The sequence below is a fragment of the Pseudomonas sp. NBB genome (assembly GCF_032701105.1).
In the GTDB taxonomy this organism is placed as follows: domain Bacteria; phylum Pseudomonadota; class Gammaproteobacteria; order Pseudomonadales; family Pseudomonadaceae; genus Aquipseudomonas; species Aquipseudomonas asiatica.
Window position 1 is genome coordinate 5,395,521 of the sequence record NZ_CP103994.1, and the last position, 17,641, is coordinate 5,413,161.

12 protein-coding genes are annotated in these 17,641 nt (G+C 59.7%); 4 read left to right on the forward strand and 8 right to left on the reverse strand.

The window, feature by feature from the left end; translation table 11 throughout:
* Positions 1-45: 45 nt before the first annotated feature.
* From NY023_RS24970 to NY023_RS25000, 7 genes are all read right to left on the reverse strand, one after another.
* Positions 46-4,815 carry a S8 family serine peptidase gene (locus tag NY023_RS24970; protein ID WP_013974463.1) on the reverse strand — a complete coding sequence of 1,590 codons (4,770 nt, stop codon included), beginning with the start codon at positions 4,813-4,815 and terminating at the stop codon, positions 46-48.
* A 644-nt stretch (positions 4,816-5,459) separates the two neighbouring features.
* Positions 5,460-6,263 (reverse strand): hypothetical protein, encoded by an 804-nt coding sequence (locus NY023_RS24975; RefSeq protein WP_128637304.1) that lies wholly within the window; start codon positions 6,261-6,263, stop codon positions 5,460-5,462.
* A 264-nt stretch (positions 6,264-6,527) separates the two neighbouring features.
* Complete coding sequence (locus tag NY023_RS24980; RefSeq protein WP_128637306.1) at positions 6,528-6,806, reverse strand: hypothetical protein; 279 nt, start codon at positions 6,804-6,806, stop codon at positions 6,528-6,530.
* A 2-nt stretch (positions 6,807-6,808) separates the two neighbouring features.
* Positions 6,809-8,227: an HlyD family type I secretion periplasmic adaptor subunit gene (locus NY023_RS24985; protein ID WP_013974464.1), complete on the reverse strand. Its 1,419-nt coding sequence runs from the start codon at positions 8,225-8,227 to the stop codon at positions 6,809-6,811.
* Positions 8,224-10,371, reverse strand: coding sequence for a type I secretion system permease/ATPase (locus NY023_RS24990; protein ID WP_049798477.1), 2,148 nt, complete (start codon positions 10,369-10,371; stop codon positions 8,224-8,226). Before NY023_RS24990 ends, NY023_RS24985 begins: the two co-directional genes overlap by 4 nt.
* Positions 10,372-10,609: 238 nt before the next feature.
* Positions 10,610-11,881 carry a lipid IV(A) 3-deoxy-D-manno-octulosonic acid transferase gene (gene waaA, locus NY023_RS24995; protein ID WP_013974466.1) on the reverse strand — a complete coding sequence of 424 codons (1,272 nt, stop codon included), beginning with the start codon at positions 11,879-11,881 and terminating at the stop codon, positions 10,610-10,612.
* 11 nt (positions 11,882-11,892) lie between these two features.
* Positions 11,893-12,783 carry a LysR family transcriptional regulator gene (locus NY023_RS25000; protein ID WP_013974467.1) on the reverse strand — a complete coding sequence of 297 codons (891 nt, stop codon included), beginning with the start codon at positions 12,781-12,783 and terminating at the stop codon, positions 11,893-11,895.
* An 87-nt stretch (positions 12,784-12,870) separates the two neighbouring features.
* Between NY023_RS25000 and NY023_RS25005 the strand changes: the two genes are divergently transcribed.
* Positions 12,871-13,203 (forward strand): DMT family transporter, encoded by a 333-nt coding sequence (locus NY023_RS25005; RefSeq protein WP_013974468.1) that lies wholly within the window; start codon positions 12,871-12,873, stop codon positions 13,201-13,203.
* 108 nt (positions 13,204-13,311) lie between these two features.
* Here the strand turns inward: NY023_RS25005 and NY023_RS25010 are convergent, their stop codons facing one another.
* Complete coding sequence (locus NY023_RS25010) at positions 13,312-14,259, reverse strand: IS110 family transposase (RefSeq protein ID WP_038408539.1); 948 nt, start codon at positions 14,257-14,259, stop codon at positions 13,312-13,314.
* A 283-nt stretch (positions 14,260-14,542) separates the two neighbouring features.
* Between NY023_RS25010 and NY023_RS25015 the strand changes: the two genes are divergently transcribed.
* From NY023_RS25015 to NY023_RS25025, 3 genes are read left to right on the forward strand one after another with little or no spacing between them, the layout of a single operon-like run.
* Complete coding sequence (locus NY023_RS25015) at positions 14,543-15,718, forward strand: NAD(P)/FAD-dependent oxidoreductase (protein WP_013974469.1); 1,176 nt, start codon at positions 14,543-14,545, stop codon at positions 15,716-15,718.
* Complete coding sequence (locus NY023_RS25020) at positions 15,715-16,527, forward strand: aldo/keto reductase (RefSeq protein WP_013974470.1); 813 nt, start codon at positions 15,715-15,717, stop codon at positions 16,525-16,527. Before NY023_RS25015 ends, NY023_RS25020 begins: the two co-directional genes overlap by 4 nt.
* A gap of 50 nt (positions 16,528-16,577) precedes the next feature.
* The gene (locus tag NY023_RS25025; protein WP_013974471.1) at positions 16,578-17,546 is read left to right on the forward strand and encodes a hypothetical protein; all 969 of its coding nucleotides are present in this window, start codon (positions 16,578-16,580) and stop codon (positions 17,544-17,546) included.
* The last annotated feature ends 95 nt before the right edge of the window (positions 17,547-17,641 follow it).

Sequence of the window (17,641 nt, forward strand, 5' to 3'; positions counted from 1 at the left end):
GCGATAGGGCCATCAAATATCACTCCAGCCGCTACAGGACAGCGACTAGGCCGCTACGGCGATCGTCGAGTCGATGCGTTGAACCGACATATCCCCGATCAGCGCAGAGCCAGCCGGCTCAGGGGCAAACGCAGCCATTGCATCAACAAGATTTCCCAGGCTCGGCAGCGAGTGCTCGACAGCAAACAGAGATGCCCCCGCTGAAAGGGCCGAGGCCTCAGGCATGGCAACCATTTCAGAGGTGACTATTGCCGGCTGCGCAAAGATGAAGTCCTCCGCTGTCACTTGCGCAACTTCGAGCGCATCCAGGTACAGTATATTCACGATACCTTCCTGCCCCGGCACTGCCTGGGTATCAACGGCCACACCATGAATCTGCGCAAAGTCATTGAGCATGAAGCGCTCGACTTTGCTGACCTGCAGATCCTCGAAGCGACTGATGCCTACCTGGCTGAGGTCAATCTTGTCGATACCGTGCCGGAACCCCCGCAAGGTGTTCCTGTAATCGCCCACGCCTTCTTGTTTTGTCACCAGGAACACGCTGGGCGCAACCGTTGGCGGGGCATAGATCGTGCCTGCCAGAGAAGCCACCAACTGCCCCGATTCGTCGCTTGTAAGCGACACGCCATCTGCACCACCGGTAAGCAGAACATTCGCGTTGACAGGCGGGGGCGCCTGCACTTCAGGGCTGCCCTCGAAGTAACCTGGCGCAGCAGTGAATGCGTCAAGGAAGCGGAAGTTCGCTGGCTGCAGTTCGGCGATCGGTTTGCCCGCAAGCGTCAGCTTCTGCCCATCGCCAAGGTCTAGCACAGCCGCATTGCCGTCCTGTCGCATCTGCAGGTCAGCAAACCCTAAACCACCAAAACCGACCAGATCGATCACTTCACGCGAAGTTTCGAATTGCTCGAGTACATCGTTTCCGGCTGCACGCCTGTGGATAACATAGCGGTCAGTACCCTCTCCGCCCTTAAGCAGGTTGTATCCACGGCCACCATCCAGTAATGCCCCGGCGGGCCCAGCAATCAAGGTATCGTCGCCGTCGCCACTGATGAGGTTCTGCACCGAACCAGAGGCTATGGTCAGCGCCGCTCCGGCGATATTGGCACTGCCGCTGGCCAAATCCACCGAAATACTGCGACTTACCGCAGCCGCATTCAACGTATTACGCCCGCCAGCGGTGCCCCTGATTGCGTCGTCAAGCACCGCTCGCCCGGCGTTTTCTGCCACCAGGTTCGCATAGTCATCGGTGAAGTAATAAGTATCATCGATGGTGCCGGGGCTGCCAACGAGGCGCAACGTCCAGCGATCGAGTGTCAACGGCAAACCAGCATCGGCATTGCGCACCTCGAGTTTCCACTCCCCTGCTGAGCGCTCTGCGCGATGATGGGTCGACATGAACCCATATTTGAACGCTCCTGAGCGCGAATCGCCCAGATCGTCATCACCGGAGCCCGGTGCCTTGCCCGTGCGATCGAGCAGCACGCTCCTCGTGCCGCCAGGCGACACCAGCGTGAGCGTCATGTCACCAAGACGGCCCACCATCGAATGGATATCGACCTCCACATGCTCCACCAGCACATCAGCCGGCAGGGTCAAGGACAAAGTCGCGACCTGCCCCGCCGCAACCTTGTGGGCAAGCGGCTCACTGGCAGCGGTCAGCACCCGTTCATTGGCTTTGGTCGCCTGGCTACCCCATGACTCGGCAAGACGCACAGCCGCACGGGCATCGACCATACCAAAACCGTAGTCGTGACTGGTGTGCATGCCACCGCCATTCCAGTTGCGCCCTGCGTTGTAGGCCCATTGGGTGGAAGCGTCATCTACCTTGCGCGCAGACAGTGCGAGGATCTGCTGGACGTCCCGATAACCGAGCCCCGGATTGGCCTGCAGCATCAACGCCACCACGCCTGATACAATCGGCGCAGCGAAACTGGTGCCCTGGGTCGTGCTATAGGCGCTGCCCACCGATGCACCGCGCTCCGCTTCAAGGCTGACGCCAGTGGACAACACATGGCTTCCTGGTGCGGCGACCAGCAAGCTGGAACCTGGGTTGGAAAAGGGTGCAGTGGCAGCTTGCAGCACCGAGAGGTCTGCCTTTGCATTGATGGCCGCTACTTCGATGGCGTGGCGGTTGTTGTTGGTCAGCGAGCCCTGGGCACTACCACCTTTGTCGCGCTGGTTGCCGCCAGAGGCGACGACGATGGTGCCAAGCCCGCCACGACCATTGGTGGCCGCAAGTGTAGTACTGAAAGCGAGCGCCAGAGCGGTATCGACCTTGCCTTCCGGAACATTCCCCAATGCGAAGTCCTTTTTGAACCCCCAACTGTTGTTGGCAATGTCGTAGTTGACCATTTGCCCCAAGTTGGTCAGGTCGTCGCCTTTGTTGGCCAGGTAGTGCCCGCCGATCTTCGCATCGTATGCAATGCCGATTCCCCCTTGATCATTGCGCGCTCCAACCATGACACCCGCCACTTGGGTGGCGTGATTGGACGCCAGGGCAGCCAGCGCGCCATTGGTACGTTGGGTTTGCAGCCAGATGGGGTCGATATTCGGCTTGAGATCGGGGTGTTCGATATCGAAGATTTCCGGCGCGACGGCAAATTCACCGCCAGGCTCGAACTGCCCGATCCTCACGCCCTTGCCCGTGAAGTCACGCCATACTGGCGCGACATCGATCTCGTCCAGATACCACTGCCGCCCAGAGAGCGGGTCACCAGGCGATTGCTCATGGCGCAACGTTACCGTCGCGCGCAAGGGCGCCGATGCACCGCTGCCCACCTCGGTAACACTCATGGAGGCGTTGCCCGCCGCATCGACCAAGTCGTAGCGGAAACTGACATCACCGTCATGGCCAGGTAACGGCGTGACCTCCACATCACCCTGTTCGTTCAGCCGCACTGTAGCGCCCTTGCCAGCACTGACCGACGCGATGCGCAACGGCCCACTGCTGTTGAATGGCTGGTCGTTGGCCAGCAGCACCGTCGCAGGGACTATCAGCGCGGCGTCAGTGCTGGTGAAAGTAGCCAGTTGCTCAGGCGACAGCCTGTCGCCGATTGGCATGGCGCCCGCGCCGAGAAGATCGATAGCGGCAATATCGGCGAAGCTGAGCTTCTGGATGTTGCTCAGGGTCAGGCGGCCGTCTCGCCCCGCCACGGTGTCGGTGATCTGGTGACCCGATTCGGTACGCGTGATCAGGTACTCGTCGTGTGCACCATGCAAGCTGACCAAGTTGGTTCCCGCGCCTCCATCAATCGTGGCATCACCCCGACCGGCTTCGATCACGTCATCGGCCGCCCCACCCGTAATCCGATCCGCGCCACCACCAGCGTAAATAATGCTGCCGCCCGCCGAGGCCTGGATGCGATCCCCATTTGGGCCTGCGTAGATAACGGACTTGCCGGTACCACCAATGATGTCGTTGCGGCCGCTGCCACCGACGAGCACATCGTTGCCACCGCCACCGATCAGCAAGCTATCGCCCGAGCCGCCCTTGATGAAAACTCCGCGTTGACCGCCGCTGGCGATGATGTCCCTACCCCTCCCTCCTTGCGCGATGGTCAACCCGGCCTTGGCCATGTTCAGCCCAACGCCCTGCTCCCCCACGATCAGCACCGTGTCACGCCCGCCATTGCCGTGCATGTTCGCCCAGTCGTCACTGGCACTGATCACGAATACATCATCGCCCGCCCCGCCGTGATAGGTATTGCTGCCAGCGCCGCCAACCAGCCAGCTGCCGCCCGGGGCTGCGGTCAAGACATCATCGCCTGCGGCGCCGTAAAGCGTGTCCACGCCGAGCGCGGCGGCGTCCAGAGTGCTGCCTTGAGGACTCTGGCTGATGTAAGCCCGCCGGGAAGTGGGCCCGCTTGATGAAGTCAGTACCGTACTGCCACCTTGAGCCTCGATCCGATTGCCGACGGTATCAGCGAGGAACCTCACCGCCAGTACTTCCCGGTCCTCGCCATTGATGGTGAATGCACTGCGGGAGATGACCTGGTTACCCTGACGTGCTTCCCCCACCGGTTCGACCTGACCGAGCTTGATTTGGCTGATGCCATGCTCCTGCAATGCCTTCAATTCTCCGTCATCGGCACGCCCGTCGTGGTTGCCATCGACCCACACCTTCAATTGTGCCCAGACAGCATCTTCAACGTTGATACTGCCATCGGCGTTGGCGTCCACGCTTGCCAGGGCGGCGAAGCCATCTTTGAACGGTGTTTCGCCGGAACTGCCATCACTACCGGCTTTGCCTGCGTAGTATTCGGAAAACAGTTGGCTGATGTTGCTCACCTGCCCGGTGCCGTTGTCATGTACCAGCATCCCGGTCACACGATCTGCCCAGCCTGTACGACGTAACGTACCGCTGTTATCGACATCGAACAGCACGCCGTCCTCGATACCGGCCAAGCCCACACCTTGTCCGCTCAGATCGAGTAACAGAGGGTCGACGAAGGTGTTCACCGTTGTCATCGCCGCCAGCCCGTTGAGCACCACTGCGTTACGCAGGCTGAAGTCCGGCTGTTCGCTACCCTCCCGATAGAACTGGGCCAGGTGCTGGTTCGGCCGCACGTTGGGGTCGAGCTGGATCTCGCCGGGACGGATACCACCGGTGGCCAGGCTGCCCAACTGGGCGGAGGTGAAGTCGGTGTTGTCGAGGGTTTTGTCGGTGAAGGCGATACTGTGGGTCAAGCGACGGTCAACGTAGCCATTGGAGACGTCGTTGCGGATGTCGTCTTGGCCTTGGAGGTCGCGACGGGACTCGGTTGCGGGGGTGATTTCGATTTTGAGCGTTTCATTTGGAATAGGCTCAGAGACCATCAAAGCTGAGAGGCTGGCCTCGATGGAATTGAAAACCGCATTGGCCGTAGCGTTTATCAAGTCAGGGACCGCCGAGGGTGACTCGACTCGGGAGATCCACTCTTTCGCAAGTAAGCGATTCTCAGCATCTATAATTACTGATGCCATTGCCATCATTCGATGAGTACGTAAAGAAAGCAGCCCTTCGTCTATAAGATCACCTGACGAAGAAAGCACGATCCGCCAATAGTCTTCTTTGCTAGCATCCGCCATTACCTTGAATACTGGGTGCAAGGTCCAAGCCTTCTCGGGGTAGCCCAGAGAAGTGAAGGTTTCAGCGTGAAAAGCTGACACTTCACTTTGCCGAACCTGCTCAACTATAGGACCATCAGCAACCTTATCCGCTAGTATCCTTAAGTACCCCCGCGCCATTGCGACTCTAATCGCATCCACATCACTATCTGACATTGGCCGCCCTGCATCAGCAGCCACCATTTTCATATAGTTTATTGCCGCAACACCTGCAACTGAATCACCACGAGCAACGCCATTTGCGAGAACTGCATATTTATCTCCCTTAGCAGCCAACAGGTCGTACATCGCTGACGCCCCCTTACTCTCAAGAGCGACACTCGCCTCTTCAATATCTGCAACCTCGAGCCTGATCATTTACCTTCTCCTTGTTTTACACTTCGCTTTAGAAATCCCTCAACTCTATTTACCACACTCCTCCACTCACCTAGCTTACCCCGCAGAAACCTAACACTCACAAGAGCATCCCCACCAGAAAGCACAAACTTCAAATCGCAGTAGGAATTATATTCATCATATGCCCTTACACAATAAACTATGTATTGCATGCGCCCATTCTTTTCCAGCCAGAAAAAGTCCTGCTTATCTTCAGGGAAAACTCTACTGACACCCTCTACATATGTCATTCCAATGCTTGGCTCGTAAGTTGCCTGTTCAACCGCTGTTATCGGGGTTGCCCGAAGATAACTTTTGAGTCTTTTTTTTAACCCGGTAGCCCCATGAACCCAGGGCTCGACGGCAACGGTCAGGCCACCAAAACTGAAAGATGTCGCCTCACCGTAAGGGACAGGCTGCATCTCCGGCCAACTCATTGCCATATAGAGCGAGACCAGATTCGCACCACAGCCTTTTTTGTTGTTTACGAAACCCGGCTCCCAGGAACTCTCACCTTCATATTCCGGCCAGTAGATTACATATTTCCTAGGAAGCTCATAAACAACACCTGAAATCCTTCCACACACCATTGGATTAGGGGTAGTGAATTTATTAGGTGGCCAAGGCGAGATAGTAACAACGGCAACCAACAGCCAGACCATACTTAGAAATAACAATAGCTTGCTGAGGCGCCACAACACACGACCAAAAAATCTGCCCATCGCACTCAGCTTCCCGAGCAGCACCTTCAAAAAAAACAAAAAATATTTGAACGTAACCATTACCCCCCCTAGAGCCAGCCTACCTATATCAGGCACTAGGCCAACTGCGCCTCAGACAAATCATAAGCGACTTCGAAATTTCTTTCGCACAGCACGGATATCCTGCCCCTAGCTCCGAAAGTATCTGAACCCATGAATCCAACAGCATGAAAACCTGCTATAGCAGCCAAAATTACTGCGCAGGGTACATCGCCGACAGGCCTTCATTTTTCAGCAAGACCCTCGCAAGTTCTATATCAGAATGGCTTAGCCTCGTCACACCCCCTATTTTTCATTAGACTTCAAGAAATTCTTGGATTGCAAAGCTATTTCATTCCATTTATCTAGCTTATCCCACCCACATTCGATCTTCACAATACTTTGCCTGTCCTCAGATGGTGCAATTGGCCTTGGTTTTCCACTGAGCATGACATATCCGAAAGCCAGCCCCGCACAACCAGCAGGAATACATAAAGCGACTGCCGCACTAACTCTAAGTGCATTCCATACAATCTCGTATAGCATTATCCAGCCGCCTTTTTTTTGCGCTCGCTCCGAACTCATTTTTATCGCTCCACTAGACTTTCATTCATATGCTGCTGCAGCGGGCTCAGGAAATAACTTATAACTTTCCGCCTATCTACAATTACTTCCGCACGCACAGACATTCCCGCTGTCAACGGCATATCCTTTTCCCCTATGCGCAACGTTTCCTTACACAATTGGACCCGAGCGCTATAGACCAAGCCCCGCCGCTCGTCCTCAATGGCGTCATGTGAAATGCTCTGAACTACACCAGGCACAACCCCGTACTTGGTAAACGTGAACGTCTCGACTTTCACTTCCACCGGCTGCCCCGGATACACAAAGCCGATATCCTTGTTCTCGACTTTCACTTCCACTTCCACCGGCTGGCCCGTTGGCACAATGACCATCAATGTCTGCGCGGGTGTAACCACACCACCTTGGGTATGGATGGCCAATTGCTGGACGGTACCGTCAACGGGTGATGTCAGGACCTTGAGGCGATGGCGCTGCTCGGCCTTGTTCAATTCTTGTTCAAGGGTTGCAATGCGCCGCTGCGCATCACCGTGAAGATCGAGCATGGCTCTGCGCAGCTGGGCAATGGCACCGCTACGACGGTGCTGAGCGGCAAGCCGTGCAGCGTTCAACTCGTCGATGCGTGAGCGCTGGAGTGCCAGTTCGCGCTCTTGCTCCAGGCGGGCCTGTTCCTTTTCCAGGTAGGTGTGCTTGGCCACGGCCGATTCACTGAACAAAAGCTTGTAATCCGCCGTCAGTTGGCGGGTGATAACCAGCAGTTGCCGGAGCGCGTCAGCCCGGCCCTGGGCAGAACGGATTTCGGCAGCGCGTTGACCGATTTCGGCATCAGCCTGCTCCAACGTGGCTTGAAGCTCGAGGTACTGCCCTTCCAGCCAGCGTTGCGCGCTTGCCTGCTGCGCGGCCGTGGCCTGCGGTATCAGTGATGCCAGGGAAGCAGGCGCGTCATCGCCGTCCAGCGCACTCAGCAGTGTGCTGGCTCGTGCCTGATCGATCCGCGCCGCCAGCAGTTCGCTACCCAAGCGCTTTACATCGGCCTCGGTCAACTGCCCTTCCAGCTCGACCAACGCATCGCCTTTGCGCACTGCCTGGCCATCGACGACATGGATCGCCTGCACCACCGCGACCTCGCTGGCCTGAATCAGCTTGCTCCTGCCGCTGGGTACGATCTTGCCCTCGGCACTGGCAACGACGTCGATCTCACCGATGCAAGCCCAGACAAGCGCCAGCCCGATGAACGTCAGCAGGCTCCACTGCAGGTAGCGCGGCAAGGGATGTACTGGTGTTTCCTGCAGGGACAGTGCCGCAGGCAAAAAGGCCAGCTCATCCGGCTCACGGATGGGGCCATCCATGCGTCGGCGCTGTCGCCAGGCCCCTCGCCACGCTTCCCGATAGCGCTCGAAAAGCTCCTTGAAGGCCGTGCTCATACGGCAGCCCCAAGCTGCAGCCGATACAGATAGGCGTAGGTGCCTTGTGGCTTGCCCACCAACTCGTCATGAGGCCCTTGCTCGATGATCTGCCCGCGCTCCATGACCACGATGCGGTCGGCGTGGCGTACAGCCGAAAGCCGATGGGCAATTATGATCACCGTGCGCTGCGCGCAGATCCGCGCCATGTTCTGCTGGATGATCCGTTCGGACTCATAGTCCAGCGCGCTGGTGGCCTCGTCGAAAATCAGGATGCGTGGGTTGCCGAACAGCGCCCGGGCGATGGCAATGCGCTGTCGCTGGCCACCTGACAGGCTGGCACCGTGCTCGCCGACCAAGGTTTCATAGCCATCCGGCAATTCGAGGATGAACTCGTGGGCCCCCGCCAGCGTCGCTGCGGCGATGACCTCTTCAAGCGGTGCCGCCGGGTTGCCAAGGGCGATGTTCTCGCGCACGGTGCGCCGAAAAAGCACGTTCTCCTGTAGCACCACACCGATCTGCCGACGCAGTGAAGCCACATCGGCTACCGCCAAGTCAGCACCGTCGAGCAATACCCGCCCCCGCTCGGGTGAGTACAACCTCTGGATCAGGCGTGTCAGCGTACTCTTGCCTGACCCCGAGCGACCTACAATGCCAACCACTTCTCCGGCAGCAATCTTCAGGCTGACATCGCGCACGACTTCGCCCCCGTCCGGCCGGTAGCGAAAACACACACGATCGAGCTCGATCTGCCCGGCTAGTGCTGGCAGCACCGTACCCTTGCCCTGGTTGACCTCGGTACGGGTGTTGAGAATGTCGCCCAGGCGTTGAATCGATACGCCTGTCTGCTGGAAGCTGGTCCAGAGTTGAGCCAGCCGGATAATGGGTTGCGAGACGCGCCCTGCCAGCATGTTGAAGGCGATCAGTTCGCCCACCGTGAGTTCGCCATCGATGACTAGGCGGGCACCCAGCCACAACGTGGCGACCGTGACCAGCTTGCCGATCAGGCCTACGCTCTCATTCGCGAGGTTGGAAAGGTTCTGGGTCTTGAAGCTGGCCGATACATAAGCAGCCAACTGATTGTTCCAGCGCCGGGTAATCTGCGGTTCCACGGCCATCGACTTCAGCGTATCGATGCCGTTCACCGCCTCCACCAGAAATGCTTGATTCTCGGCGCCGCGCTGGAAACTCTGGTCGATCCGCGCCCGTAGCAGTGGGGTAACGACCAAGGATACGAGAAAATATAGAGGCAATGAGCCGACGACCACCAACGTCAACCAACCGCTATAAAGGAACATGACAGCGATGAAGACCACCGTGAACACTACATCTAGCAACAGCGTGATACTGTTGTTGGTCAGGAAACTTCTGATGTTCTCCAGTTCGCGTACTCGGGCAACCGAGTCACCGACTCGCCTGGCCTGAAAGTAGGCGGCGGGAAGATCGATCAAGTGCCTGAACAGTCTTGCACCTAGTTCGACATCAATCCTTGACGCTGTATGAGCTGCCACATAAGTACGCAAACCACTCAGCAATGTTTCAAATAGAACCACGACCAACAAGCCCAGGGCGATAACATCCAGTGTGGTCAACCCACGATGCACCAGTACTTTGTCCATTACCACTTGGAAGAACAGAGGTGTCAGCAACGCCAATATCTGAATGACCAAGGAGACAACAAGCACTTCGCCAAATAGCCGCCTGTACTTCACCACGGCTGGAATGAACCAGGTCAGATCGAAACGCGACAGCCCATGCGGCAACTGGGCATCGGAGCGAACCAGAATGAGTTCTCCCGACCAGCGCATGGCAAGTTCTGCCGAGGTCAGCGCTTGCGGTGCACGGGAACCTGGGTCTTGCACCAGAACCTGCTCACCTTCCGCGCGAGCGATGATGAAATACTCACCACGCGTATCCACGGCAATGGCAGGCAATGGCGCATGCTTAAGCCGATTCGGATCGATGCTGCAATGCTTGGCCTTGAGACCTAGTTGCTGAAATGCCCGGAGTATTGCGCCAGTCGAGAATCGCTCACCCGCCGGTGCATGGTCGTGCTGCAACTGCTCGGCAGAGACGGCTATATCATGATAACGCGCCAGCGTGATCAGACAGACCAGCCCACTTTCAATAGCGCTGGTATTACACCCACAAGTCAAATCAGGCACCACGCCACCTCATATAAAAACTGAACATGAGGCGATACTAGCCTGAAGCAATAGGACAAGCGTCCTACAAGGCTCCGACAGATGCGTGGGACACTTCTGACTTTAAAGCAATATTCGTAGGAAATTTCCTATCGACGAAAAATTCAATGTAGGAAGTTATACCTAGTGTCGTAGGAAAGAATGACTAAAATTAATCATATCCACTCTAGAATGGGCATTTGAGTGGATATGTCGGAAATCAACGGATCAAGGCACCCAGCCCATCGAGCAACCGCTGCAAAGCCCCTTGATTGGCCCGCATTACCGCCCTGCCCGCCTCGCCCATGCGCTGTGCATCCTGCGGCAACTCGACCAGCCGCCGCACCGCTTCGGCCAGCCCGTCGGCATCATCCACCTGCTGCAACGCCCCCGCCTCGCGCAGCATCGCGCTGATTTCAAGGAAGTTGAACACATGCGGCCCCATCAGTACCGGCAAGGCCAGCGCCGCGGGCTCCAGCGGGTTGTGCCCGCCGGTCGCCACCAGGCTGCCACCGACGAAGGCAATGTCGGCCAGGGCATAGAGGAACAGCAGTTCGCCCATGGTATCGCCGAGCAATACGCGAGTCTGCGCATCGACCGGCGTGCCGGCAGAGCGGCGCGCGGTGGTGAACTGTTCGCTGCACAGCGCATGCACCGCTGCGAAGCGCTCGGGGTGGCGCGGCACCAGGATCAGCAAGGCATCACCATGCACCTGCAGCAACTGCCGGTGCGCCTGCAGGATCAGCGCATCCTCGCCTTCATGTGTACTGGCCGCGATCCACACCGGGCGCTGTGCAGCCCCCCATTGTTCACGCAATGCCCTGGCACGCGGCAACAGTTGCTCGTCGATCTTCAGGTCGAACTTGATCGAACCGGTGACCTGCACGCACTCCGGACGCGCACCCAGGTCACGAAAACGCTGGGCCTCGGTTTCGGTCTGCACGGCAATCAGGCTCATCTCCGCCAGCATCGGCCGGGTCAGCCTGGCAAAGCGCCCATAACCACGGGCCGAGCGCTCAGACAAGCGTGCGTTGGCCAGCGCTACTGGAATGCCGCGCTTCGCACACTGGTGGATGTGGTTGGGCCACAGCTCGGTTTCCATGATGATGCCCAACTTCGGCTGTACATGATCGAGAAAGCGCCCTGCCGCCCAAGGCAGGTCGTAGGGCAGGTAGCAATGCTGCACGCGAGGTTCGTCGGCGAACATGGCGCGAATGCGCTCGGAACCGGTCGGGGTCATGCAGGTAAGCGTGATTGGCATTTCCGGGTAGGCCTTGAGCAAGGCGCGCACCATCGGTGCCGCCGCAATGCTCTCGCCCACCGATACCGCGTGCACCCAGATGCCGCCCCTGCGCATGGCCGGCAGCCTGAAAGCAAAGCGCTCGCCAATGCGTTGACCATAGGCCGGCGCCTTGCGCGCGCGCAGGTACAGGCGCAGCGCAACCAGCGGCAGGCCCAGGTGAAACAACAAGGTATAGAGAGTTCTGTTCATGGCTGCGGAGTTTACCCGATCGCGCGCAGGTGCACCGCAAAGCGCTCGGCCAGCCACTGCGCGGCAGGCCCCAGTGGCTCGTCGCGGCGCCAGGCCAGCTCCACCACCAAGGCCGGTGGCCGCCACTCGCTGTCCAGTTCGACCATGTGTGCCTGATAGGTCGGGTACTGCACCACGTGCCGCGGCAGCCAGGCCCATCCCAGGCCACGCATCAGCAGTTCGGCCATGGCGTAGAAGCTGTCGGCGCGCCACACCTGCGGGCTGATCGCTTCGCCGCCGGGGTAGCCGCTTTGCTGCGGGGCAATCAGCAATTGTCGGTGGCGCGCCAGTTGCTGCCGGGTAACCCGGCCTTCGCCGGCGAGCGGGTGACCGACCGCGCATACCGTGACCATTTCGACGCTACCCAAGGCGCGCCGCTCCAGCGAGGCCGGGATGCTCTCGTGGTGGAAGAACAGTCCAAGATCGGCGCGCCGCTCCACCAGCTTGCGCGCCACATCGCCCTGGGCACCGCTGGCCAGCTGCACCTCCAGGAACGGGTAGCGGCTGGCCAGTTCGTCGAGGCTGTCGATGACCGGCTGGTAGGGCATGGCTTCGTCCTGGGCGACTCGCAACAACGCCTCCTGCCCGCGCATCAGCGCCAACGCACGGCCATCCAGGCGCTCGCATTGGCGCAACAGTTCGCGGGCATCTTCCAACAGGGCGCTGCCGTTCTCGGTCAGCTTGGGTTGCCGGCCACTGCTGCGCTCGAACAAGGTTACCCCCAGGTCGGTTTCGAGCAGGGCGATCGCGCTGCTGATTGCCGACTGGGCCTTGCGCTGCTCGCGGGCCACGGCAGAGAACGAGCGCAGTTCTGCAACGCGCAGGAAAGTACGCAACTGTTCGAGGTTCCAGTGCTCGGCCATCGACCTATCTCTCATAGTGATAGGTAATGACTTTACCCCATTCGGGGTGGGACTAGAATCTGCGGCCAGCTAACGGAGGATCTCGCCATGAATGCCTACACCTACCTCGCCATCGCCATCTGCGCCGAAGTCATCGCCACCGCTTCCATGAAAGCGGTGAAAGGCTTGAACACGCCCGTGCCGTTGCTGCTGATGGTGGTTGGTTACGGCATTGCTTTCTGGATGCTGACCTTGGTGGTGCGCAGCATTCCGGTGGGGATCGCCTATGCCATCTGGTCGGGGCTGGGGATTGTGCTGATCAGTGTGGCAGCGCTGGTGATCTATGGGCAGAAGCTGGATGTGCCAGCGATGCTGGGGATGGCCATGATTGTGGGTGGGGTGGTGGTGATTCAGCTGTTTTCGAAGACTGCTGGGCATTGAGGCCGCCTGTACGGGCCTCATCGCCGGCAAGCCAACTCCCACAGAGTTGATGCAGCCGCAGGGTCAACGCCATCCCTGTGGGAGATTCTATGGTTTTAGGGAAGTTTTTTAAGCGGCTTTTGACCGATACTCATCTCCGCTTTTCAGTAGGGCAAATACTACTCGCGCCAATTTGCGTGCGAGCATGACAAGCGATGCTGTCGTGCTAAAACCACGTGCCAGGCGCTCTTCGTAGTACGATTTCCATACTGCCGTGCGGCATGCCGACATGGCTGCGTTGTGAAGGAGGCGTCGAGCTTCGGGGTCTCCTCGCTTCGTGAGCTTGGATTGCCCTTTTTTCTGCCCCGACTGCGCAATCCTCAGATCCATACCCAAAAAGGCGATAAACGCATCACCCCCGCTGAAGTTGCCACGCTGAAACGTCGCAGTCAGGCGTGCAGCCGTTAGAAAACCAATCCCCTCGACCTTCATGCAGCGCTTTACCTGAGGCATCAGTCCGGCCTTTTCCAGCAGACCCTTGATCATCTTCTCCACCAGCAGCTCAAGCCGCTGCATCGCACGCAGATGTGTCTTGAAGGCGGCTCTAAGTAGCGGTTCATTAGCCCATCCCTGAGACAGGCTGGTTCGTGCCTGGACCAGTCCCGCACGTCGCCGAAACAGGCTCAGAAGTTGTCGATAGATAGCCGGTGGCGGCGCCCAAGGCGTAAGGTCCTGTCCTTCGTTCTTCAGATAGCGGGCCAACAGCTGGGCATCAATTGCATCTGTCTTAGCGCGTACGTTGACGCCTTTGCGGTAATGGCTCAGGGCGTAACCATCTACCACGTAGATCGTATGCCCAAACTCAAAGGCCAGATCCGTAAACAGAACGTGATAGATGTTGGTCGCCTCGATGGCCACGGACATCGCACCCGAGAGGCCTTTGAGCCATTTCTTAATAGCTGCTTTGGTATTGGGGATTGCTATGAGCTCTGCTGATTCATCGTCCCAGATGACCAGTTCCGCTTTGGCCACATCCACGCCAATCAGCCGCTTTGAATCAGCAACCACCATTGCCATGAGCAACTCTCCTCGATAGTGTTGAAGCACTTGAAGGGTCACCCAGAGGCGCTGGCTTGTGTCTTTCGTCGGTCTGAGCCCGGAAGCATTCTTTATCGGCGCTTGGGTGAAAAGGGAGGAGGGGCGAGATCTCCCACGGTCTGTACTGCGCTAACAGTCAGAAGCTGGCTTTGTCCCTCCTCCTCCCTTCAAGTCTAACCATACAAGCTGGCTTGCCGGCGATAGGGCCATCACAGGTATACCCTGTATACTTGCCAGCTGTCCCAGTCTTCGAGGTACCGCCATGCCATCTGCCATTTCCACTGACGTGCTGATCGTCGGCGCCGGGGTCGCAGGCCTCTGGCTCAATGCCCGCCTGCGCCGGCTGGGCTACTCGACAGTACTGGTGGAACGCGCCAGCCTTGGCGGCGAGCAGACCATCAAGTCTCAGGGCATCATCCATGGCGGCACCAAGTACGCCCTGCATGGCGCCCTCACCGGCGCTTCGGAAGCCATCGCCGACATGCCGCGACGCTGGCGCGAAGCGCTGAGCGGCAGCGGCGAGCTGGACCTGACCCGCACTCGCCTGCTGTCCGACGCGCATTACCTGTGGTCGCCTGGCACCCTGGCCGGCAATCTCACCAGTTTCTTCGCCAGCAAGGCCGTGCGTGGCAGGGTCGACCAGGTGAAGGGCGAGCAACTTCCGCCCGCGCTGCAGGACCGCGCCTTCAAGGGCAAGGTCTATCGCCTGGCCGAGCTGGTCATCGACGTGCCCAGCCTGCTGGCCAACCTGGCCGTGCTGGCAGGCGACAGCCTGCTGGCCGGTGAGCACATCGAGCCGCTGCGCGAGGGTGAAGACCTGGTTGGCCTGCGCGTCGACGAGCGCGACATCCGCGCCCAGCGTATCGTGCTCAGCGCCGGCGCCGGCACCGAGCAGCTGCTGCATGCCCTGGGCCTGAACCAGCCAGCCATGCAGACACGCCCGCTGCATATGGTGATGGCCAAGGGTGCCAACCTTAAACCGCTTTACGCCCATTGCCTGGGCGGCGGGCCGAAGCCACGGGTGACGGTGACCACCCACCCGGCCGCCGATGGCCAGTGGGTCTGGTACCTGGGTGGCGACCTGGCCGAAGGCGACGGCGTTGCCCGCGAGCCGGCTGCGCAAATCGCCGCGGCACAGAAAGAAATCGCCAGCCTGCTGCCATGGGTCGACCAGAGCCAAGTGCGCTGGGCCACCCTGCGGGTCGACCGAGCGGAACCGGCGCAATCGGGCCTGGTACGCCCGGACAACGCCTTCCTCGCCGACCAGCAACGCCTGCTGGTGGGCTGGCCAACCAAGCTGGCCCTGGCACCGGACTTCAGCGACCGGGTCATCAGCCACCTGGAGCGCGACGGTATCCGCCCACAGGCGCAGGCCGACCTGGCTGACCTGCCACGCCCACCGCTGGGCGTACCGGCCTGGGAGCAACTGCTGCCATGAGCCTGCCGACCCTGCACGACTTCCATCGCCCCTTGGGCAGCACCGGCTTCAAGGTTTCGCCGCTCGGCCTGGGCACGGTCAAGCTGGGCCGCGACCAGGGCGTGAAGTACCCTACCGGTTTCACCATCCCCGGCGACGACGAAGCCCGCCTGCTGCTGGCCCAGGCCCGCGAGCTGGGTATCAACCTGATCGACACCGCCCCAGCCTACGGCCGCAGCGAAGAACGCCTGGGCCCGCTACTGCGCGGCCAGCGCGATGAATGGGTGATCGTCAGCAAGGTTGGCGAAGAGTTCGACAACGGCCAATCGCACTTCGATTTCAGCGCCGCCCATACCCGCCGCTCGGTGGAGCGAAGCCTGCGGCGCCTGGAAACCGACCGCATCGAATTGGTGCTGGTGCATTCGGACGGCAACGACCTGGCGATCCTGGAACAGCAGGAGGTCTACCAGACCCTTGCCGAGCTCAAGCAGGAGGGCAAGATCCTCGGCTTCGGCCTGTCTGGCAAGACCGTCGCCGGCGGCCTGAAGGCACTGGAGCAAGGCGACTGCGCCATGGTCACCTACAACCTCAACGAACAGGCAGAACGCCCGGTGCTGGACTACGCTGCCGAACACGGCAAGGCCATCCTGGTGAAGAAGGCACTGGCCAGTGGGCATATCTGCCTTGCCCCGGGCGTTGACCCGGTACAAGCCAGTTTCGAGCTGCTGTTCGCCCACCCGGGCGTGAGCAGTGCTATCGTCGGCACCATCAATCCGTTGCACCTGGCCCACAACGTGGCCACCGTCGCCCGTATTCTGGGCCAGCATTGAGTTGCCCCAGGCCCATGGGCCTGGACTGACCCGACGCAAGGAGGAGCCTCGTGGCGCGAACGCTGATCCGCAAGAACCCGAGCAACTTCAAGACACTACCGCTACATGTCGAGGCCACGCCCGAAGGTCTGATCTACCAGAGCATCGGGATGCCGCTGAATTTTGCCCAGATCCAACAACGGCGCAAGGCTATCCAGCTACCCGACGTGCAGCGCTTCGTGATCGAACTGGCCAACCTTGGCGTGTCGGTACGGCTGACCCTGCATTGGCAGAACCGCGATTACTGGGTGCTGGTACGTCAGCGCCGGCAAGACCGTGGCGATGTGGTGCTGAAACTGATTTCCGGCTATGTGCCGGCGCAGGAGCTGAACCTGCCATTGCACACGGCCGTGCAGGAAGTGGCCGAGGAATGCTTGCTGGAAACCCCGGAAGGCTGGCTGGGCGGGCGCTTCAACGACACCTGGTTGCCGGTGCCCTACGCTGCCGCCCTGCACTACCGCGAAACGCCGCACTTCGTGCTGGCCCCGGAATCGGGTGCCGCGCGCCCGGTGCACTGCGGCAAGCTGATGCTGCTGGAACGGCCGCGGGCGTATGTGCACTTGCCCACCGCCTCGCTGCAACTGATCTACGACATGCGCCTGCAGGTACCCCGGGACGCCAAGAAGCTCAGCCTGTTCCACGTTGATGAGCGGCTGGAGGGCGACCAACTGGTGGCGCGGCTAAATCGCAAACGACCAGACCTGTACCTGATGCCATTGAAGGACGGCCAGCCACTGGCTGAGCTGTATACCGTGAAGAAGGACGAACTGGTGCCGGCGAGCACGCGCGGGCTGTACCTGGCCGAAAGTTTTGCCCGGCAGGAAGGCTGGGTGGTCACGGACGAGCGGGTGCGCTGGAAGGATTGGGTGAAGCAGCAGGGGTTGGTGGAGAACAAGCCGGTGCGGGCATCGCACCTGCAGCGGTTTGGCGACAAGGCGCTAGCGCTGCTGGAGCGGGCGCGTACTTCGCTGCATAAATGATGATTGGGGCCGCCAGGCGGCCCTTCGCGGGCATGCCCGCTCCCACAGGAGCGGTGTAATCCTCAAGCCTGCGCCGTACTTGTGGGAGCGGGCAC

Excerpts from the sequence above, each read along its gene's own strand:
- NY023_RS25000 (WP_013974467.1), bottom strand. The coding sequence starts at position 12,783 with ATGGCCGAGCACTGGAACCTCGAACAGTTGCGTACTTTCCTGCGCGTT.
- NY023_RS25005 (WP_013974468.1), top strand. The coding sequence starts at position 12,871 with ATGAATGCCTACACCTACCTCGCCATCGCCATCTGCGCCGAAGTCATC.
- NY023_RS25020 (WP_013974470.1), top strand. The coding sequence starts at position 15,715 with ATGAGCCTGCCGACCCTGCACGACTTCCATCGCCCCTTGGGCAGCACC.
- NY023_RS24980 (WP_128637306.1), bottom strand. The coding sequence starts at position 6,806 with ATGAGTTCGGAGCGAGCGCAAAAAAAAGGCGGCTGGATAATGCTATAC.
- NY023_RS25015 (WP_013974469.1), top strand. The coding sequence starts at position 14,543 with ATGCCATCTGCCATTTCCACTGACGTGCTGATCGTCGGCGCCGGGGTC.
- NY023_RS24970 (WP_013974463.1), bottom strand. The coding sequence starts at position 4,815 with ATGGTCTCTGAGCCTATTCCAAATGAAACGCTCAAAATCGAAATCACC.
- waaA (WP_013974466.1), bottom strand. The coding sequence starts at position 11,881 with ATGAACAGAACTCTCTATACCTTGTTGTTTCACCTGGGCCTGCCGCTG.
- NY023_RS24985 (WP_013974464.1), bottom strand. The coding sequence starts at position 8,227 with ATGAGCACGGCCTTCAAGGAGCTTTTCGAGCGCTATCGGGAAGCGTGG.
- NY023_RS24975 (WP_128637304.1), bottom strand. The coding sequence starts at position 6,263 with ATGGTTACGTTCAAATATTTTTTGTTTTTTTTGAAGGTGCTGCTCGGG.
- NY023_RS25010 (WP_038408539.1), bottom strand. The coding sequence starts at position 14,259 with ATGGCAATGGTGGTTGCTGATTCAAAGCGGCTGATTGGCGTGGATGTG.